The organism is uncultured Tenacibaculum sp. (assembly GCF_947495995.1).
In the GTDB taxonomy this organism is placed as follows: domain Bacteria; phylum Bacteroidota; class Bacteroidia; order Flavobacteriales; family Flavobacteriaceae; genus Polaribacter.
Genome location: NZ_CANMAX010000004.1, coordinates 54,947 through 72,720, shown reverse-complemented (window position 1 = coordinate 72,720; position 17,774 = coordinate 54,947). Strand labels below are relative to the sequence as shown.

Below are 17,774 nucleotides of genomic sequence, written 5' to 3'. Positions count from 1 at the left end.
TAATTATAGTCATTTTATTTTCTTAATCTACGCATTAAGAATACGCTTATAATCGAATATCATACGGCTAAAACTCCAAAAAAAACTTCACTTAAAAAAACACCTACTTTTAAGTATATCAATTAATACAACTTATTAAAATTTCAAAAATGAAAACTCAATACGATATTATTATTGTTGGTGGTGGCGCTATGGGATTAGCCACAGCTGCAGAATTAGCCAACTCTAAAAAAAATGTACTAGTATTAGAAAAGTTTGCTTTTTTTAATGACAAAGGAAGTTCTGCCGGCTTATCAAGACAATTTAGAGTTCAATACGCTCAAAAATATATGGCTCAATTAGCATTAGACGCTATACCCTACTGGGATAAACTTCAAAAAACTACAAAAGACACTTTAATCGATAAAGTTGGTTCTTTATGGTTTGGTGATCCAAGCATAAGCTCACAAGAAGGAGGAATTCAGGCAGCAATGGATGTTATGGATGAATTAAATATTCCATACACAAAATTAAAAGCAAAAGAAATAGAGAAAAAATTTCCATTTAAAAAACTACCAAAAGATTATTTTGGATTCTTTCAAGAAGAAGGTGGAATTATAGATTTAAAAGCCACTTTAAAAGCGTTATTTACTATTGCTGAAAAAGCAAAAAATATTGATTTACTCGAATTTACTTCTGTTACTAATATAGAATCTCTAAATACTGGAATTATTAACGTAACTACCCAAGAACATACATATACTACAGAAAAATTAGTTATAACCCCTGGAGCGTACATCAACGATGTTTTAAAACATTTTGGTTTATCTGTAAATGTTGATATTTGGGAAATGTCTTCTGCTTACTACAAAAAAAATGAAGATATTAAACTTCCTACATGGTTTGTATTTCAAAAACCTCAAAACACAAGTTTATTTTATGGCTTCCCAGAAGAAAATTGGGCTAATCCTGGATACATAAGAGTAGCTCCAGATATTCCAGATCGTATTATCAAAAATCCAGCAGAAAGAACTGGAATTCCTAGTGAAAAAAGTTTAGAACTAAATTCTGATTGGGTAAAAAACCATATGGTAGGATTAGATGATAAGCCTGAATTTACCTCTACTTGTTTAATAACATTAAACAATAACAATAAAGAATTAATGCTAGACACTTTGCCTAACTGGGTTCACAACCATAAAAATATAATTGTGTATACTGGAGGTTGGGCCGCTAAATTTATTCCTTTATTAGGAAAAATACTTGCCGACATCGCAATTAAAGGGAAAACAAATTTCGATATTTCTCCTTTTAAAATTCAGTGGCCAGTTGTTAGAGGCGAAGTAAGCAATCGATTTATTACTGAAGAAGTAGAACGTTTAAAACTAGATGTTGCTATTGTTGGTGCTGGTGCTTCTGGCTTATACTCTGGCTATCGATTATTAAACGGAAAAGATAAAAATGGGAAAAAATTAGGTTTAGATGTTGGAATTTTTGACATGAGTGATCGTATTGGTGGACGATTAGAATCGATAAAACTTCCAGGTATGAATGTTGTGGGTGAACTTGGAGGAATGCGTTATATGACAGAACAGAAAATTGTAACTGCATTAATTGAAGATGTTTTCTCTACCCAATATGGTTTAAATCCTATCGATTTTCCTATGGGAGATGCGAATCACCATTTGTATTATCTCAGAAAACAACGATTTTTTGCCAATCGTTTTTCACAAACTAAAATAACTGGAGAACATTTTAAAACTAGATATTTTGTCGAAGAACGATTTGAAGGCAAAAGTTCTGATGATATTTTTACGGAAATTATAAGTGACGTGTTACAAGCGGATGGTTATTCTCTAAAACAAATTCAAGAGAATCCTAATCCTAGAGAAGAGTGGAATAGAGTTAAAAAAGAACTTACATATCAATTCGATGGTCCTTATAAAGGTTTAAAAGTATATGAAATAGGATTTTGGAATTTATTAAAAGATCAGTCTTCTCAAGAATGTTATGAATTTTTAGCTCAAGCAGGAGGTTATTATTCTAACACTATAAATTGGAATGCAGCAGAAGCTTTTCCATATATGGTAGGAGATTTTGCAAGTGACGCTGTAAAATATAAAACTATTGAAGGTGGTTACGATCAAGTTTTGACATGTTTAGGTGATGATTTCATTCAACAAGGCGGAAAAATTTACACACGCAACAAACTAAAAACATTTAAAAAGAATCCGAAAAAATCTAGTAAATACAAGTACATTCTAACTTTTTACAATTTAGACAAAGAAGAATATTGGGAAGTAGAAGCTAAAGATATAATTCTAGGAATGCCTAAACGTTCTCTAGAGCTTTTAGATCAAGATAATTTCTTTTTTAATCCAGAAAAACAGCACAAATTACACAACAATTTAAACTCTGTAATTCCGGAACCTTCTGTAAAAATTCTACTTGGTTTTGAAGAGCCTTGGTGGAAAAAAGGATTAGGTGCCATGGCTGGAGAATCTATTACAGATTTACCAATGCGACAATGTTATTATTTTGGAGTAGATTCAAAAAATTCTCATTCTTTATTTTTAGCAAGTTACAACGATATGAGAACAGTTAGCTTTTGGCAAGCTTTAGAAAAAGGGGAAAAATTTCAAACACGAGAAACTAAATTAGTAAGAGCCAAAAACACAATTTATCCGAACTACGAGCACGCTAGTAAAACTATGGTAGAAGAAGTAGTGAGTCAAGTAAGAGAACTTCATGGACCAAATGTAGAAGTTCCGGCTCCTTACACATCTGCTTATAAAGATTGGACCAAAGATCCGTATGGAGGCGGTTATCATGCTTGGAAAAATGATTATAAAGTTTGGGAAGTAATGCCTTACATTAGAAAACCTTACGAAAAAGAACGCATTTTTATTGTTGGTGAAGCTTATTCTGATCAACAAGGATGGGTTGAAGGAGCATTCTGCGTGACAGAACACATTATGCGAGAACAATATGGTTTAGAATGTCCAAAATGGTTAGACGAAAATTATTACCTAGGCTGGTAAAAACAAAAAGTGCGGTTTACACCGCACTTTTCTATTATTTATAGTATACTTTCGACCGGTTTGTTTAGTCGAAACTTGTATTTAGCTTTATATAGTCTAAAAACTCTCTTTTAGTATCTTTATCTTTAAACTTACCACCAAACTCTGCTGTTACTGTAGAACTTTCAATGTCTTTAATTCCACGAGAGTTTACACATAAGTGTTTCGCATCGATAACACAAGCAACATCGTCTGTTCCTAATGCTTCTTGCATTGCTTGTACAATCTGCATTGTTAAACGTTCTTGTACTTGTGGTCTTTTAGAAAAATACTCGACTAATCTGTTCATTTTAGATAATCCGATTACTTTTCCGTTAGAAATATAAGCTACGTGAGCACGCCCAACTATAGGTAATAAATGATGTTCACAAGTAGAATAAACAACGATGTTTTTTTCCACTAACATTTCACCATACTTATAGTTATTATCAAAAGTAGATGCTTTAGGTTTATTCTTAGGATTTAAACCCATAAACAACTCATTAACAAAAGCTTTTGCTACACGCTTAGGCGTACCATATAAGCTATCATCTGTTAAATCCATTCCAAGAGTTTCTAATATATCTTTTACACTTTCTTGGATTCTTTTTATCTTCTCTTCGTCCGAAATATCAAAAGCATCAGCACGTAGTGGTGTTGTAGCAGATGTACCTACGTGGTTTTCTCCTATTTCGTCTATTCTTTCGTCTGTCATATTATTGTGGATCTCGAACATAACTTTTTGTTTAATGTTTTTATGTAAAGATAAAACAAAAAGTTCTTTTTATTGTGTTTTTTTTATTATTTCCTTGATAGTAAGATCATTTTCTTCTCGTGATTGAGTGTTTTTGAACTTAAACTTACCATCTTTTTCTATAGAGGTTACTACAAACTCTATGCCTCTTTTATCTACATACTTCCATTGTTTCTTCTGCTGATTGTTACTAGAAGCCACATCTGGATATAATTCTGTTTTAATTCCGTTAGCTCTTAATTCATTAATCGCCTTCATTTTAGCTAAACTTTCACTCTCATCGAAATTTAAAAATAAAACTTTAGGTTTTGGTAAAGCTACTGTTTCAAAAAGTCCAAGCTCTTCCATTACCAAATAAATACGATCTAAACCAAAGGAAATCCCTACTCCACTAACGTCTTTCAAGCCAAATATCCCGGTTAAATCATCGTATCTTCCACCTCCTCCAATAGAACCAATTTTCACTTCTTTAGGAGCCGCAACTTCGAAAATTGCTCCGGTGTAATAATTTAAACCTCTTGCTAAAGTAACATCCAACTCTAAAGTAGCCGTTTGTAAGCCTAACTCTGCAATGTTATTAATTACAAAAGTTAACTCTTCAACTCCTTTTAATCCTTCTTCGGAACCTGACAGCATTGACTTTAATGATGCCAATTTGTCTGCATTACTTCCTGTAAAATCAAATAACGGTTGTACTTTTTCAATAGCTTCTTCAGAAATATCTTTAGAAAGCATCTCTTTTACAACTCCATCTTTACCAATTTTATCAAGTTTATCTAAAGCAACTGTAAAGTCTATCAACTTATCTTTAGCACCAATAACTTCTGCAATACCTGAAAGTATTTTTCGATTATTGATCTTGATAGTCGTTCCTTTTACATTTAACTTACTAAAAACTGCATCGTATAATTGAACAAACTCTACTTCTTGCCATAAAGAATCGCTACCAACTACATCTGCATCGCACTGATAAAACTCTCTAAATCTTCCTTTTTGAGGACGATCTGCTCTCCAAACTGGTTGAATTTGATATCGTTTAAATGGAAATGTAATTTCATTTTGGTGTTGCACAACATAACGCGCAAATGGTACCGTTAAATCGTAACGTAAAGCTTTTTCAGAGATTTTAGTCGTAACTTTTGTACTGTTTTTTGATGTTAACAGTTCGTCATCAACCTTATTTAAATAATCTCCAGAGTTTAAAATTTTAAAAATTAAACGATCACCTTCTTCTCCATATTTTCCCATTAGGGTTGAAGAATTTTCAAAACTTGGTGTTTCAATTGGCTGAAAACCATGCAACTCAAAAGCATATCTTATTGTGTTAAAAATAAAATTTCTTCTGGCTACTTCTGTTGATGAAAAGTCTCTTGTTCCTTTTGGAATTCCTGGTTTCATATAGAATATGCTATTTAATTCTTTAATTACTTCGTTTTAAGCCTGCAAATATCCGAATTTATCGGCGGATTATGAAGTTTTATTTCTACGTTTTAATTGATAGATAGAAGCGTTTAATTCGAAGCCTAAAAGCAACACTATGGCGTTTAACCAAACAAATAACATTAAGATTAATAATGTTCCGATAGAACCATAAAGCTGATTGTATTTTGCAAATTCTAAAACGTAAATTCCGAAGAGATAAAATGTAAACAAAGAAACTACTGTTGTTAAGAAAGCTCCTGCTGAAAAGAATTTTATTGTACTTCCTTGTTTTGTTCCATATCTGAATAATAAATACACAATTGTATAAATCATAACTAAAAATAAGAAACCTCTTCCTAGATAAAATAAATTTAATTCACCAGTATCAAACCAACCAATTTCATCTATTCTTGATAATGCTATTTGATACAAAACCACCAAACAGACTACAATAATTAAGAAGAAAGACATTAATAGTGACACACCTAAAGAAACTAAATATGTTTTAAAAACATTTCTAAACTCCTGAACATGATACGAATATTCGAATCCACCAAAGATTGCATTTACGCCATTGGTCATTAAGAATATAGAAGTTAGAAAACCAAATGAAAGTAAACCACCGTACTGATTATTTAAAATATCTTTAATTACTCCATCTACAGCATCGAAAGTTTTTGGAGGAAGACCTTCTCGAATTAAATCGAATAATCCTTCTTGAAAACCATCTACCGGTATGTAAGGAATTAAGGTTAAAATGAATAACAGAAAAGGAAAAATTGCCATAAAGAAACTAAAAGCAATTCCGCCAGCACGTGTAGTTAACGCTCCTTTTACAATTCCAATAATGTACATTTCTATAACATCGTACAAAGATAATCCTTCTAGACCAGGAATTTTAACTTCCTTTCCTATTTTAACTAGCCAATTTACAACTGGAATTTTCTCTAGATTTTCTTCTATTCTTTTTGACATTAATGCAAAAATCTGATTTTTATCCCTGATTTAAAAATGAATAGACCATTTTTGAATCTGATTCACTATCAAATTTAATTTTTAACTGAATAGAACTCTTTTCAAATAGTCTGTTTTTAGTTCCAATAATTTTAATTGTTTTGCTTTCTATTGATGAAGATTGATATAGAATTTTAAACTTTATATCATTTTTAAAATTCGGATTTAATTGGATTACATCCTAATTAAATTTACTCTGTATTAGAATATAATTTTTAAATAACTTCACATTACCAATCCAAAAACTTCTATTTATGGATTCTATATTTTTTATTTCAACATTAGCAAATGATTTTATTAATGGCTCTTCAGAAAGTAAATGCATTGTTTTCTTTTTTTGATTGATCGTATACATTACACCTGTTATAAAAAACAAGATCATGATAGAAATAAAGAAAGTTGAAATGATGGAGTTTATATCCAATTTATGTAACAATTTTGATTTTATACTTTTCTAGCAAATTAGCAACATTATCTTTTGAAAAAATTGCTTTTTCTACTTTATTAGACTCTAAATCGATAGAAAAGTTACGCGCAGTTTTAAAATTTACATTTCTTAAATCTGAAGCTTCGAAAATTGACCCAAGTAAATCACAATCATCAAAATAACTAAATTGTAGATCAGCATCTGTAAAATCAACTTCTTTTACACTACAATTTACAAACTGAAAATTCTGCATTTTTAACTGATAAAAAGAAGAATAATCTAACTGACAATCGGTAAAATTCATTTGTAATAAAAATGGATCTATCTCATAGAATTTCACTCCCAATAATTTTGTTGCATAGAAATGACAAGTTTTAAAACTTGTTTCTCTTAATCGTGTATTACTAAAATTACAATCGATAAACTCACATTCTAAGAATTCTGAACCAACAATATGCATATCAGTAAAATCACAATTCTTGAATGTACAAGAATCAAAATCTGATCTACTTATTTTTTCATTGGTAAAGTTCGTTTTTACAAATTCTTCATTATCGTAGTAATCATTCATTTTATAACTTCATTTAAGTTAAAACCTCTAAAACTGGCTAAAATTTAGTACTAAATTCATAATTAATAAATTCTTTCATTCTTTAGCCAAGAAATAATCATCTGATCCGACATTAATTTACCAATAACTCTGTATTTTGAATGTGCTATTGGGCTGTATGAATTTAACTTTTCTGATACAACTCCTTTTTCAGGTTCATAATAATCTGCATGAATAAATCTAACCTTATCTTGATCAACATATATAAATCCTGTATGCGAATCGAGTCCAACTAAGTATAAACCATTTCCCGAATTTATAAGATATTCTTCAACATCAGTTATTGGTTTATTCATAAATCTTTTAATTTCTTTTTTTGATAAAATTTTGATAAGCAGATTGTGCCCATTTTATCCTAGGAATATTAAAACCAACGTCTGTTAGTACATTTGTTATAAAGTAACCACAAGCTATTCTACCTTTTTGAGGAGTTCTTGTCATACCACTAAAACTCCATTTTGTTCCGTACCAATAAGGAAAAATTTCAGTTGCTATAGTATTCACTAGAAACAATCTTGCTTCTTTAATTACTTCCTTTTTTTCTTCTGAATTTACTGACTTAGTATATTTTTCTGATAAAACATCTCGTTTGGTTATTATATCTTTTACAAAAACCGAATACGCTATTTTACTTTCTTTTTCAATTACTAGTTTTTGCTTTTCCTTACCTGTACAGGAAATAACTACTAGTAGAAGTAATAAAATTATCTTTTTCATAGCTTTAAATATTTTACTTTTTCTCTTCTTTAAAATGATATGCAATAACTTTTCCGTTAGGATAAGTTATGTATCCTATTAATTTTTTATCTTGAATAGAAAATTTAATCTTTTTGAGATGTGTATTTTTAACTTCTTTCGGATTCGTTAAAATTACAATTTCATCTTGTTTAATATTCCAATTGTATGTAAAATTCAGCACATAGGTTTCTTCTCCACAAGACGAAACTCCTTTTTCTGCAAGCTGTACTTTATCTTTTGTAAACATAGCAACCACATAGATTTCTTCTCCTGCGCAAGGATTATCATCTGGAATTTCTTCACAAACAGAGTTTACATTTGCTGTAAATGGCTTATTTAAAAAGACCTCTTCTATTTTTTGACCTTGAGTTGTAATTGTAAGCAATATCAGTAAAACACAAAATCTCGCTCTCATCCACATTAATTAAAGTTACTTTTTGGTTCACATAACATAATCTTATTTTTCTCTACATAAGCAATATAAGCTTTAGCTCTTATTTCAAAAAAATAAGGATGAATAGCTTCGTGTTCTGGTACTATTTTAGTGACTTTGTTTTTATCAAAATCAATTTCCCATATACATCTGAATAACATACCGCTATTATCAAAATACAAAATATTCTTTCTAGAATGCCAGCAAACTCCGCCAAACAAAAGTGTTTCATTTGAATCGGTATCTGTGTATAATTGATCAGATTCTAATTTTATAAAATCAGATAACTTAAAATCTATTTTAGGTAAGCTTTCGATATAAGTGTAGTATTTGTCATTTAAGTATAAGCTATCGTATAATGTGTTGACATTTGGGATTTCATAAAAATCTAACAACTCTCCTGAGTTCACAGCCAGTTTTGTTTTTGTAGGATTTAATATTTTTGAATCTGTAGTTGTATTTACAATTACATTAGAAAGTACGATATTATCTATCCTTTTTGGACTTGTTTTTGTTCCAATTATATATTCATAATATTCTTTAGTAGCATTACTAAATAAATAACTTCTTTCTACTTCTTTTATCTTGTAATAGTATAATCTTCCATCTTTTACGATTAAGTTGTCTAACTGAAACAACATAAATTCTTGCAAATGTGTTTCTTTATTTGAATGCAGTTCCCATCCTTTTTCTCCTTTCATTTTAGGTAATAAGTTTATCGTATCAATTACATGTAAACTTTTGTCTTCATCTAATTCATAAATAGTTCCTACAGGATTTTTTTCATCAAAAGGCTGTTTTACTCCTATAAAATAAAACCTAGCTTGATCGTTAATTATTGATGTTCTTACATTATAAAAATATTCGTTTTTATTTTCTGAAACATAGTAAGTTCCCCTTGTCCAATATTTATCTGGAGGTAAAGTTTTATAAGCTAATTTTTTAGAATAATTTGTATTAACATTTGAATTTGCCATTACATCTATTCCTGTATAAACTTTATGTAATCGATGGATAGAATCTTTACTTTTCTTTAGATTCTTCAATTTTACTTCTAAGCTTTTTACACTTTCATCTTTATTACTCTGCAAATCTTTTATCATAACTTCTTTTGATGAAATTTCTTTTTCTAACTTTTTGATATGTTCTATATCTTCTTGCAATGATTTTTGCTTACAACTTGAAAACACAAGGAATAGTAAACATAGTATAGAAATGTAGCGCATTTTTTTGATTTTTAATTAGATCTTAAAAGTATAGTTTAATAACCAAAAAACGGTCAGAAAATTTAATTCTGACCGTTTTAAATGTATATCTGTATACTAATAATCTATTTTAAACCTCTAGCTTTTAACATTGGTTCAGCTTTTGGGTCACGACCAGCAAATGTTTTATACATTTCTGCATAATCCATTGTGCTTCCTCTTGATAAAACTTCTTTACGGAATTTATCTCCGTTTTCACGAGTTAATAATCCGTTATTCTTAAACCAATCGTAAGCATCGTGACTTAACATTTCTGTCCATAAATACGAATAATACCCTGCAGCATAACCTCCGCTAAAAACATGAGAGAAATATGTTGAACGATATCTCGGAGGAATTTCATCTAAATTTAATTTCATGCTTTCTAAAGCTTCTTTCTCAAATTTAGCTACATCTTCTATATTTACATCTGTTCCAATCGTATGCCATTTCATATCTAAACTAGATGAACATAAATTTTCAATGATAGAATATCCTTGATTAAAAGTACCTGCTTCTTTAATTTTTTGCAATAAACTATCTGGAATTACTTCACCAGTTTTATAATGCAATGCATAGTTATTTAATACTTCTGGATGTGTTGCCCAATTTTCGTTAAACTGCGATGGAAATTCAACAAAATCTCTTGCTGTACTTGTTCCAGAAATTGAAGCATAAATTTGATCTCCGAATAAACCATGTAAAGCATGACCAAATTCATGGAACATTGTTTCTACTTCATCAAAACTAATTAATGCTGGTTCACCGTCTGCTGGCTTTGGAGAATTACAAACATTATAAATTACTGGCTTTTGCTTACGTAACTTAGATTGTTTTACAAAAGCACTCATCCAAGCTCCACCTCTTTTAGAATCTCTGGCAAAGAAATCTCCATAGAATAAACCTAGTTTACTTCCATCTTCTTCGAACAATTCATAAACAACAACATCTGGATGATACACAGGAATATATGTACGTTTTTTAAATGTAATTCCGTATAATTTATTAGCTGCAAAGAATACTCCTTTTTCTAGTACATTGTTGATTTCAAAATACTGCTTAATCTCTTCTTCATTTAAACTATACTTTGATTTTCTAACTTTTTCTGCATAATGATTCCAATCGTAAGCTGTTAACTTGAAATCTCCTCCATCTTTTTTAATCTCTGCTTGAATTTCTTTTATTTCTGAAGCTGCTTTTTCTAAAGAACCTGGGATTAAGTTTTTAAACATATCAAAAACTTTGTCTGGCGTAGCAGCCATGGTTCCTTGTAAACTCCAACTTGCATAATTATCAAAACCAAGAATCTTAGCTTTTTTAGCCCTTAATTCAACCATTTGCTTTACCAAATCTGAAGTATCGTATTCGCCACCATCAGTTCTGTGAATAGACTTATTGAATAACGCTTCTCTTACTGCTCTATCTGTTAAGCTTTGTAAAGATGGTTGCTGAGTTGTGTTGATTAATTGAATCTCGTACTTACCTTCTTTTTCTATAGATTTTATTTTATCTTCAGAAAGACCTTTTAACTTCTCTTTGCCATCTACAACTACTCCTCCTTTTTTCATTGCATCTAAAACTCGTTTTCCGAAGTCGTTAGACAAACTAGCTATTTGTGCATTAATATCCTTAAGTTCTTGCTTTTGCGCTTCAGATAAATTCGCTCCAGCTTTAACAAAGTTCTTGTAGTATTCTTTAACTAAATGCTTAGACTCTGAATCTAATTCTAACTTATCTAAATTATTGTAAACAACTTTTATTCTCTCAAACAACTTAGTATTTAATAAAATTTCGTCGCTATGTTTAGAAAATTTTGGTGCTAATTCTTTTTGATTTGCACGAATTGTATCATTTGTATGAGCACCGGCTAAAGCAGAAAAAACAGCGTTTACATTATCTAAAGTTTTACTACTTTCTTCTAATGCTAGAATCGTATTTTCAAATGTAGGAGCTTCAGAATTTGCTACAATTTTTGCTATTTCTTCATTTTGAATTTCCATTCCTTTTAAAATAGCAGGCATAAAATGCTCGTTCTTTATTTTTGTAAAGTCTGGCGCACCGTAGTCTAAACTACTTTTTACTAATAAAGGATTTTCTGAAGTACTCATATCTTCGGTATTATCTTTTTTAGGTTCTTTAGTATTACAGCCAAATGCCAAAGCAAGTACTGTAATTGCTATAATATGTTTTTTCATTTTTGGTTTGTTATTATGTAAGTTTATCAATCAAATTATCTGTTAAATTTTGAAGATTTTCAGTGATCTTCTCTATTGGCCAATCCCACCATTTTAACGCTAATAATTTATTTATAGTTTCTTCGTCGAAACGTTTCTTGATTTCTTTTCCAGGGTTTCCTCCAACAATAGTATACGGTGGAACATCTTTAACAATAGTTGAATTTGTTGCAATTATTACTCCGTCTCCAATGGTTACTCCAGCCATAATTGTAGCATTATGACCAATCCAAACATCATTTCCTATAACAATATCTCCTTTATTTGGATAGGATTTACCTTCCATAGCTTTCTCCCAACTATTTCCAAAAATGGCAAATGGATACGTAGAAATTGCATCAGTAAGATGGTTTGCTCCATTCATAATGAAACTAACTCCAGATGCTATCATACAAAACTTACCGATAATTAACTTATCTCCTGTAAAATCGAAATGATATTTTACGTTTTTTTCGAAGTTTTCTACATTTTCAAAATCATCATAATAAGTATAATCTCCAACTATAATATTCGGATTTGTAATTATGTTTTTTAGAAAACATAGTTTTTCATAATTCGCTAAAGGAAATTTAGTGTGTTTATCAGGTCCGTTCATAAATTAATCTACTGCTTTTAAACTTAAATCTAAATTATAAACTGAATGAGTTAACGCTCCTGAAGAAATAAAATCTACGCCACATTCTGCATACTTACGAATAGTATCTTCATTAATACCTCCAGAACTTTCAGTTAAACATTGTTCTCCAATAAGTTCTACAGCTTTTCTAGTATCTTCGTAATTAAAGTTGTCTATTAAAATTCTATATACACCTTGATTAGATAAAATTTCTTTGATTTCATCTAAATCTCTAGCTTCAACAATAATTTTAATATCTAAATTTTTCTCTGCTAAATATGCTTTTGTTTTTGTAATGGCTTGTGTTATTCCTCCAGCAAAATCGATGTGATTATCTTTAATCATTACCATATCGTATAATGCAAAACGGTGATTTTCACCTCCACCAATTTTTACAGCCCATTTTTCTAGAGCACGAATACCTGGTGTTGTTTTTCTTGTATCTAAAACTTTAGTTTTAGTACCTTCTAACAATCCCATAAAATAAGCGGTTTTTGTAGCGATAGCACTCATTCGTTGCATTGCGTTTAATACCAAACGCTCTGCTTGTAGTATCGATTGAGATTTTCCTGAGACATAAAACACTATATCTCCATATTTAACCTTTTCTCCATCATTAATTAGTGTTTCTACTTGCAAATCTTTATCAACATAAGCAAATACTTGCTTTGCAAATTCAACACCTGCAATAACTCCTTCGTCTTTTACTAATAACTTAGCTTTTCCTGTAGCATCTGCAGGAATACAAGAAAGAGAAGTATGATCTCCTTCTCCTATATCTTCGCGAATAGCATTTGAAATTATTAGATCTAGTTCTTTATTAAATTGTTCTTGAGATATCATTTTGAATTTTATTATAGTGGTAAAAATAATATTTTACCACTATAAATAAAACCCGTTTCGAACTATTAACTCAGTGTAACTATGATATGAAGTCGTCTCCGTAGTAATAAAACAATAATCCAATTAAGAACTTTGCTCTTTTTAGTTTTCCTCTTATTGCATATTTGTATGCTCTGTTACTTAAAAACTGAACAGCACGTTCATTAGGAAATTGTTTTTTTAACTTATAAATGTAGTATGGTATTCTTAAGTCTTCTTTTTTAAATCGAACACTTGTAGCTTCTTGTAATTTTTCTAAATGACTAAAACCTAATTCTTCTGTTGGCTCTATCATTGTACCTTCTCCGAAATCATTCCAAGTAGCAATTTGAATAAAATCTGTATTTTGATTTTCAGATTCGTAAAACGATTCTAAAAAAGTATCTGTTCCTCTTCCTGGCAAATCCCACTTATCGTCGGTTATATTTCTCCAACCTCCTTCAGTATAAAAATCATGGAATCTAGGATATGCAACTCCTCCAATAACTTCATCTGTAAAATTTGCATTAAAATTATAATAACCTTGCAATGTTTGTAAATGATCTCTATCTATCCAAGCAAATTCTCCTGAACACACTTCGTTACCGATAATTTCTCTAGCATTCCAAAGCGATAATACCTTACTTTGTCTTTTTACTGGTTCTAAAATCTTTTCCCAATCAGAAGGTTCATTTATGTAATTTGGTCCGAAAACCATTAGTAACTTTTTACCGTTAATTTTAATGTAATTTCTTTTCTTAAAATATTTCCTTTTTATGTATTTAATATCTTCTTTAGCCTGATTTATCTGGAAGTCTGATAAAAATCTAGCTTGCTCTCTTATCACTCGATCTTCGTACATTACAGCAAACTTCATTTTTGTTTTTTCTAACTCAGGAATTATATTATCCATTCCTTCTTTTATCAATTCAAAATCAAGGACATCTCTTATTCCGTACCAGTCAAAAATTACACCATCAACGCCGCTTAATTTCATTAATAAAAGATGGTATTGCTGAAGATCTTTATCATTTGTAGAATAAGGCCCAATTTTAGGATAATAATGTGATGCTATTTGTCTTTTTCCGTTCGCATCTACAACATCTGGATTTTGATTTGTCATTGTCCAATGTTGTCCCCAAAACCCATCTACTGGTTTTGATTGGAACCATGGCATATAATGAACGTAAATCTTCTTTCCTGTTTTACTTGCTTTTCTTTGTAGTAAATTGTCCCCTATGATTGGAGTTAAAGTTAAGTCAATTCCTTCTTCTTCATTAACTATTTTTTCAAGATCTAAATCTTCGTTTTCTAAACTCCAAGTCTTGTAGAATTTTTCTTCTTTTTGCTTTGTTATTGACGTATTATCAATGTTTTCTTCTGAATAATCTTTTGCGCATGAAAATAAAACACAACACAATAAGATTATTATACTGTTCTTCGGGGGGAATCTCATAATAATTGGTATTCAAACGTTTACGTTGTAAAATTATTTATTTGATTCTTAATACGAAAGAGGAATTTAACTGTTTTTTTAATTTAGCTTTGCACTTTTAATGCATATTTATGAAAATTAAACTTCTTGCTGTAGGTAAAACAGATGATAAAAATTTAATTCAGTTAATTACATTATATCAAAACAGGTTAAAACATTATGTAAAGTTTGAACTTGAAATTATTCCTGATATTAAAAATGCTAAAAATCTTTCTGAAGCACAGCAAAAAGAAAAAGAAGGTGAATTAATTCTCTCTAAACTTCAAAATACAGATCAACTAATTCTTTTAGATGATAAAGGGAAACATTATACTTCCATCGAGTTTGCAAACTTCCTACAGAAAAAAATGAATTCTGGAATTAAACAATTGGTATTGGTTATTGGTGGACCTTACGGTTTTTCAGATGCTGTTTATAAAAAGGCTAACGGAAAACTTTCGTTATCTAAAATGACTTTTTCGCATCAAATGATTCGTTTGTTTATTGTTGAACAGATTTATCGCGGATTTACAATTTTAAAAAATGAACCTTATCATCACGAATAATCATAAATAAACCTTTCTTTTTAATTAATCTTTTAAAGCTTTATCAATAGTTTTTTCATTAACAAATAATAAACCCAATTTAGAAATCTCAATAATTCTTTTTTTCGTTGCACCTTCTTTATCTGCAATACGAATCCATTCTTTTATTGAAAAATCCCAATAATACCAACCTGCAATACTGCTTATCAACCAAGCTAAAAGTCCACTTTTTAAGCCATACGCAAAGAAAAGTATAAAACAACATAAAAAAATGATACAGATTGTTGGTAAATACACCATTTTCCAACCTTTATTAATCAATTTTTTAGCGTCAACTTCTTTTACACTTTCTTTTTCTTCTAAATTATCAAATTCAGCATCTAAAACATGTAAAATACTTTTCAACGTATAACTTCTAGGTGTTACTTCTCCTGCTTCTATACGCTGAATCGTTCTCACATTTATATTACATTGGGCAACTAGCTCTTCTTGGGTTAACCCTTGCTGCTTTCTTAAGTTTACTATTTTTCTACCTAGTTCTGGTTGTTTCATTGTAAATACATTTTTATTTTCCATACAATCTTACTTTAGGTTTTTAAAATATTGAAACATTTCTATTGAATTACACCCGACTTTTACCCGACTTTCCTTTATTTACTGGTATTAGAGATATATTGCTCTATTTTTAATTTGTCTGTAAACCTTAACAAAGATGATAAAAAATACTACATTTGTTTGATAATTTTTTAGATATGAAACTTGTTTTTGCTACCAATAACTTAAATAAATTAAGAGAAGTTCAAGAAATGCTTCCTCAATCTATTGAACTATTATCTTTAAAAGACATTAATTGTTTTGAAGAAATAGAAGAAACAGCAACAACACTTGAAGGTAATGCAAAAATTAAAGCAGACCATATAACTAATAATTATAATTACAATTGTTTTGCTGATGATACTGGACTGGAAGTTGAAGCTTTACAAGGTGAACCAGGTGTTTATTCTGCTAGATATGCTGGTGAACCTGCTAATGCAGAAAACAACATGAACAAACTTTTACAAAACCTTGACAATAAAGACAATAGAAAAGCACAATTTAGAACATCTATTTGTTTAAATTTAGACGGAAAACAGTTTCTTTTTGATGGCATTTGTAAAGGAGATATTTTATCAGAAAAAAAAGGAGAACAAGGTTTTGGTTACGATCCTATTTTTCAACCAGAAGGATATTCTTTATCTTTTGCTGAAATGAATTCTGCTGATAAAAATGCAATTAGTCATCGTGGTTTGGCAATTCAAAAATTAGTAGACTTCCTTAAAAAATTAAAGTAATTGTCATTCACAAAAAACACATATTACTTTCATTTTATTGCTCTAATTCTTGGCTTAATATTATTTGGCTTTTTGAATATAAATTGGGGATCTGTTAGTATTCCTTTCAAAGAAATTTTATCAACTCTCATTGGAAACACACCTTCCAAAGCTAGTTGGAAAACAATCATAATTAATTATCGATTACCTAAAACGATTACAGCTATTTTAGTTGGTTCTGGACTTGCTGTTAGCGGTTTATTAATGCAAACTTTATTTCGAAATCCGCTTGCTGGACCATTTGTTCTAGGAATTTCTTCTGGTGCAAGTTTAGGTGTCGCTTTATTTGTTTTAGGATCTGGTGTATTTGGTGGTATATTAGGTTTGAGTATTCAAAATTTAGGCTTACCATTAGCTGCTAGTTTAGGTGCTTTCTTAGTATTAACTGCCGTTATTATTGCTGCCAATAAAGTTAGAAACACCATGTCGATATTAATTATCGGACTAATGTTTAGCGCGCTAACTTCATCTATAATTAATGTATTGTCTTACTTTAGTGAAGCAGAACAAGTAAAACAGTTTGTTTTTTGGGGATTTGGAAGTTTAGGAAACCTTACTTGGAATGAAATCTCTATTTTTTCTGGAGTTTATTGTCTTTCAGCAATAGGAATTTTCTTCTCTATAAAACCTCTAAATAGTTTTTTACTTGGTGAAAATTATGCTAAAAGTTTAGGTATAAATACCAAAAGAAGTAGAAATATCATTTTAGTAATTACCAGTTTATTAACCGGAATTATTACTGCTTTTTGCGGACCAATTGCTTTTATAGGCTTAGCTGTTCCTCATATTACTAAATTGATTTTTAAAACATCTAACCATAAAATATTAGTACCTGCAGTTGCCATTACTGGAGCTATAATTCTATTAATTTGTGATACCATAGCACAATTACCACAATATCAATTTACACTTCCAATTAATGCTATAACTTCGTTATTTGGAGCTCCTGTTGTTATTTGGCTCTTAATTAGAAAAAAGAAAATTTACATTTAAG

17 protein-coding genes are annotated in these 17,774 nt (G+C 30.0%); 4 read left to right on the top strand and 13 right to left on the bottom strand.

The window, feature by feature from the left end; translation table 11 throughout:
• The first annotated feature begins 149 nt into the window (after nt 1–149).
• Nucleotides 150–3,020 carry an FAD-dependent oxidoreductase gene (locus Q1A15_RS12625; RefSeq protein ID WP_299624273.1) on the top strand — a complete coding sequence of 957 codons (2,871 nt, stop codon included), beginning with the start codon at nt 150–152 and terminating at the stop codon, nt 3,018–3,020.
• Between the two features lie 64 nt (nt 3,021–3,084).
• On the opposite strand, the gene folE is transcribed toward Q1A15_RS12625, so the two are convergent.
• From folE to Q1A15_RS12565, 12 genes are all read right to left on the bottom strand, one after another.
• Nucleotides 3,085–3,774, bottom strand: a complete 690-nt coding sequence (gene folE, locus Q1A15_RS12620) for a GTP cyclohydrolase I FolE (protein WP_299624269.1) — start codon at nt 3,772–3,774, stop codon at nt 3,085–3,087.
• Between the two features lie 48 nt (nt 3,775–3,822).
• The gene (gene hisS, locus Q1A15_RS12615; RefSeq protein ID WP_299624265.1) at nt 3,823–5,190 is read right to left on the bottom strand and encodes a histidine--tRNA ligase; all 1,368 of its coding nucleotides are present in this window, start codon (nt 5,188–5,190) and stop codon (nt 3,823–3,825) included.
• 69 nt (nt 5,191–5,259) lie between these two features.
• Entirely contained in the window at nt 5,260–6,189 is a 930-nt protein-coding gene (locus Q1A15_RS12610; protein WP_299624262.1) for a YihY/virulence factor BrkB family protein, read from the bottom strand.
• Between the two features lie 464 nt (nt 6,190–6,653).
• The gene (locus tag Q1A15_RS12605) at nt 6,654–7,226 is read right to left on the bottom strand and encodes a pentapeptide repeat-containing protein (protein ID WP_299624258.1); all 573 of its coding nucleotides are present in this window, start codon (nt 7,224–7,226) and stop codon (nt 6,654–6,656) included.
• A gap of 62 nt (nt 7,227–7,288) precedes the next feature.
• Entirely contained in the window at nt 7,289–7,561 is a 273-nt protein-coding gene (locus Q1A15_RS12600) for a hypothetical protein (RefSeq protein ID WP_299624255.1), read from the bottom strand.
• Nucleotides 7,562–7,568: 7 nt separating this feature from the next.
• The gene (locus Q1A15_RS12595) at nt 7,569–7,982 is read right to left on the bottom strand and encodes a hypothetical protein (RefSeq protein WP_299624252.1); all 414 of its coding nucleotides are present in this window, start codon (nt 7,980–7,982) and stop codon (nt 7,569–7,571) included.
• A 13-nt stretch (nt 7,983–7,995) separates the two neighbouring features.
• Complete coding sequence (locus Q1A15_RS12590) at nt 7,996–8,418, bottom strand: hypothetical protein (RefSeq protein WP_299624249.1); 423 nt, start codon at nt 8,416–8,418, stop codon at nt 7,996–7,998.
• Nucleotides 8,419–8,423: 5 nt separating this feature from the next.
• Complete coding sequence (locus Q1A15_RS12585) at nt 8,424–9,662, bottom strand: hypothetical protein (RefSeq protein ID WP_299624246.1); 1,239 nt, start codon at nt 9,660–9,662, stop codon at nt 8,424–8,426.
• Between the two features lie 104 nt (nt 9,663–9,766).
• The gene (locus Q1A15_RS12580) at nt 9,767–11,788 is read right to left on the bottom strand and encodes a M3 family metallopeptidase (RefSeq protein ID WP_299625032.1); all 2,022 of its coding nucleotides are present in this window, start codon (nt 11,786–11,788) and stop codon (nt 9,767–9,769) included.
• Between the two features lie 100 nt (nt 11,789–11,888).
• Nucleotides 11,889–12,509, bottom strand: coding sequence for a CatB-related O-acetyltransferase (locus Q1A15_RS12575; RefSeq protein WP_299624243.1), 621 nt, complete (start codon nt 12,507–12,509; stop codon nt 11,889–11,891).
• A 3-nt stretch (nt 12,510–12,512) separates the two neighbouring features.
• Nucleotides 12,513–13,373 carry a carboxylating nicotinate-nucleotide diphosphorylase gene (gene nadC / locus Q1A15_RS12570; protein ID WP_299624240.1) on the bottom strand — a complete coding sequence of 287 codons (861 nt, stop codon included), beginning with the start codon at nt 13,371–13,373 and terminating at the stop codon, nt 12,513–12,515.
• A gap of 79 nt (nt 13,374–13,452) precedes the next feature.
• Nucleotides 13,453–14,847 (bottom strand): glycoside hydrolase family 71/99-like protein, encoded by a 1,395-nt coding sequence (locus Q1A15_RS12565; RefSeq protein WP_299624237.1) that lies wholly within the window; start codon nt 14,845–14,847, stop codon nt 13,453–13,455.
• A gap of 110 nt (nt 14,848–14,957) precedes the next feature.
• Here Q1A15_RS12565 and rlmH point away from each other — a divergent pair, with 110 nt between their 5' ends.
• On the top strand, nt 14,958–15,431 hold the full coding sequence (gene rlmH, locus Q1A15_RS12560; protein ID WP_299624234.1) for a 23S rRNA (pseudouridine(1915)-N(3))-methyltransferase RlmH: 474 nt from the start codon (nt 14,958–14,960) through the stop codon (nt 15,429–15,431).
• A gap of 24 nt (nt 15,432–15,455) precedes the next feature.
• Here rlmH and Q1A15_RS12555 read toward each other — a convergent pair whose 3' ends face one another.
• On the bottom strand, nt 15,456–15,986 hold the full coding sequence (locus tag Q1A15_RS12555; protein ID WP_299624231.1) for a helix-turn-helix transcriptional regulator: 531 nt from the start codon (nt 15,984–15,986) through the stop codon (nt 15,456–15,458).
• 176 nt (nt 15,987–16,162) lie between these two features.
• On the opposite strand from Q1A15_RS12555, the gene Q1A15_RS12550 reads away from it, so the two are divergent.
• Nucleotides 16,163–16,741, top strand: a complete 579-nt coding sequence (locus Q1A15_RS12550; protein WP_299624227.1) for a non-canonical purine NTP diphosphatase — start codon at nt 16,163–16,165, stop codon at nt 16,739–16,741.
• Nucleotides 16,742–17,773: an iron ABC transporter permease gene (locus Q1A15_RS12545; RefSeq protein ID WP_299624224.1), complete on the top strand. Its 1,032-nt coding sequence runs from the start codon at nt 16,742–16,744 to the stop codon at nt 17,771–17,773.
• Nucleotide 17,774: the final 1 nt, after the last annotated feature.

Excerpts from the sequence above, each read along its gene's own strand:
- nadC (WP_299624240.1), bottom strand. The coding sequence starts at position 13,373 with ATGATATCTCAAGAACAATTTAATAAAGAACTAGATCTAATAATTTCA.
- Q1A15_RS12555 (WP_299624231.1), bottom strand. The coding sequence starts at position 15,986 with ATGGAAAATAAAAATGTATTTACAATGAAACAACCAGAACTAGGTAGA.
- hisS (WP_299624265.1), bottom strand. The coding sequence starts at position 5,190 with ATGAAACCAGGAATTCCAAAAGGAACAAGAGACTTTTCATCAACAGAA.
- Q1A15_RS12580 (WP_299625032.1), bottom strand. The coding sequence starts at position 11,788 with ATGAGTACTTCAGAAAATCCTTTATTAGTAAAAAGTAGTTTAGACTAC.
- rlmH (WP_299624234.1), top strand. The coding sequence starts at position 14,958 with ATGAAAATTAAACTTCTTGCTGTAGGTAAAACAGATGATAAAAATTTA.
- Q1A15_RS12565 (WP_299624237.1), bottom strand. The coding sequence starts at position 14,847 with ATGAGATTCCCCCCGAAGAACAGTATAATAATCTTATTGTGTTGTGTT.
- Q1A15_RS12595 (WP_299624252.1), bottom strand. The coding sequence starts at position 7,982 with ATGAAAAAGATAATTTTATTACTTCTACTAGTAGTTATTTCCTGTACA.
- Q1A15_RS12625 (WP_299624273.1), top strand. The coding sequence starts at position 150 with ATGAAAACTCAATACGATATTATTATTGTTGGTGGTGGCGCTATGGGA.
- folE (WP_299624269.1), bottom strand. The coding sequence starts at position 3,774 with ATGTTCGAGATCCACAATAATATGACAGACGAAAGAATAGACGAAATA.
- Q1A15_RS12575 (WP_299624243.1), bottom strand. The coding sequence starts at position 12,509 with ATGAACGGACCTGATAAACACACTAAATTTCCTTTAGCGAATTATGAA.
- Q1A15_RS12590 (WP_299624249.1), bottom strand. The coding sequence starts at position 8,418 with ATGAGAGCGAGATTTTGTGTTTTACTGATATTGCTTACAATTACAACT.
- Q1A15_RS12605 (WP_299624258.1), bottom strand. The coding sequence starts at position 7,226 with ATGAATGATTACTACGATAATGAAGAATTTGTAAAAACGAACTTTACC.
- Q1A15_RS12585 (WP_299624246.1), bottom strand. The coding sequence starts at position 9,662 with ATGCGCTACATTTCTATACTATGTTTACTATTCCTTGTGTTTTCAAGT.
- Q1A15_RS12600 (WP_299624255.1), bottom strand. The coding sequence starts at position 7,561 with ATGAATAAACCAATAACTGATGTTGAAGAATATCTTATAAATTCGGGA.
- Q1A15_RS12550 (WP_299624227.1), top strand. The coding sequence starts at position 16,163 with ATGAAACTTGTTTTTGCTACCAATAACTTAAATAAATTAAGAGAAGTT.
- Q1A15_RS12610 (WP_299624262.1), bottom strand. The coding sequence starts at position 6,189 with ATGTCAAAAAGAATAGAAGAAAATCTAGAGAAAATTCCAGTTGTAAAT.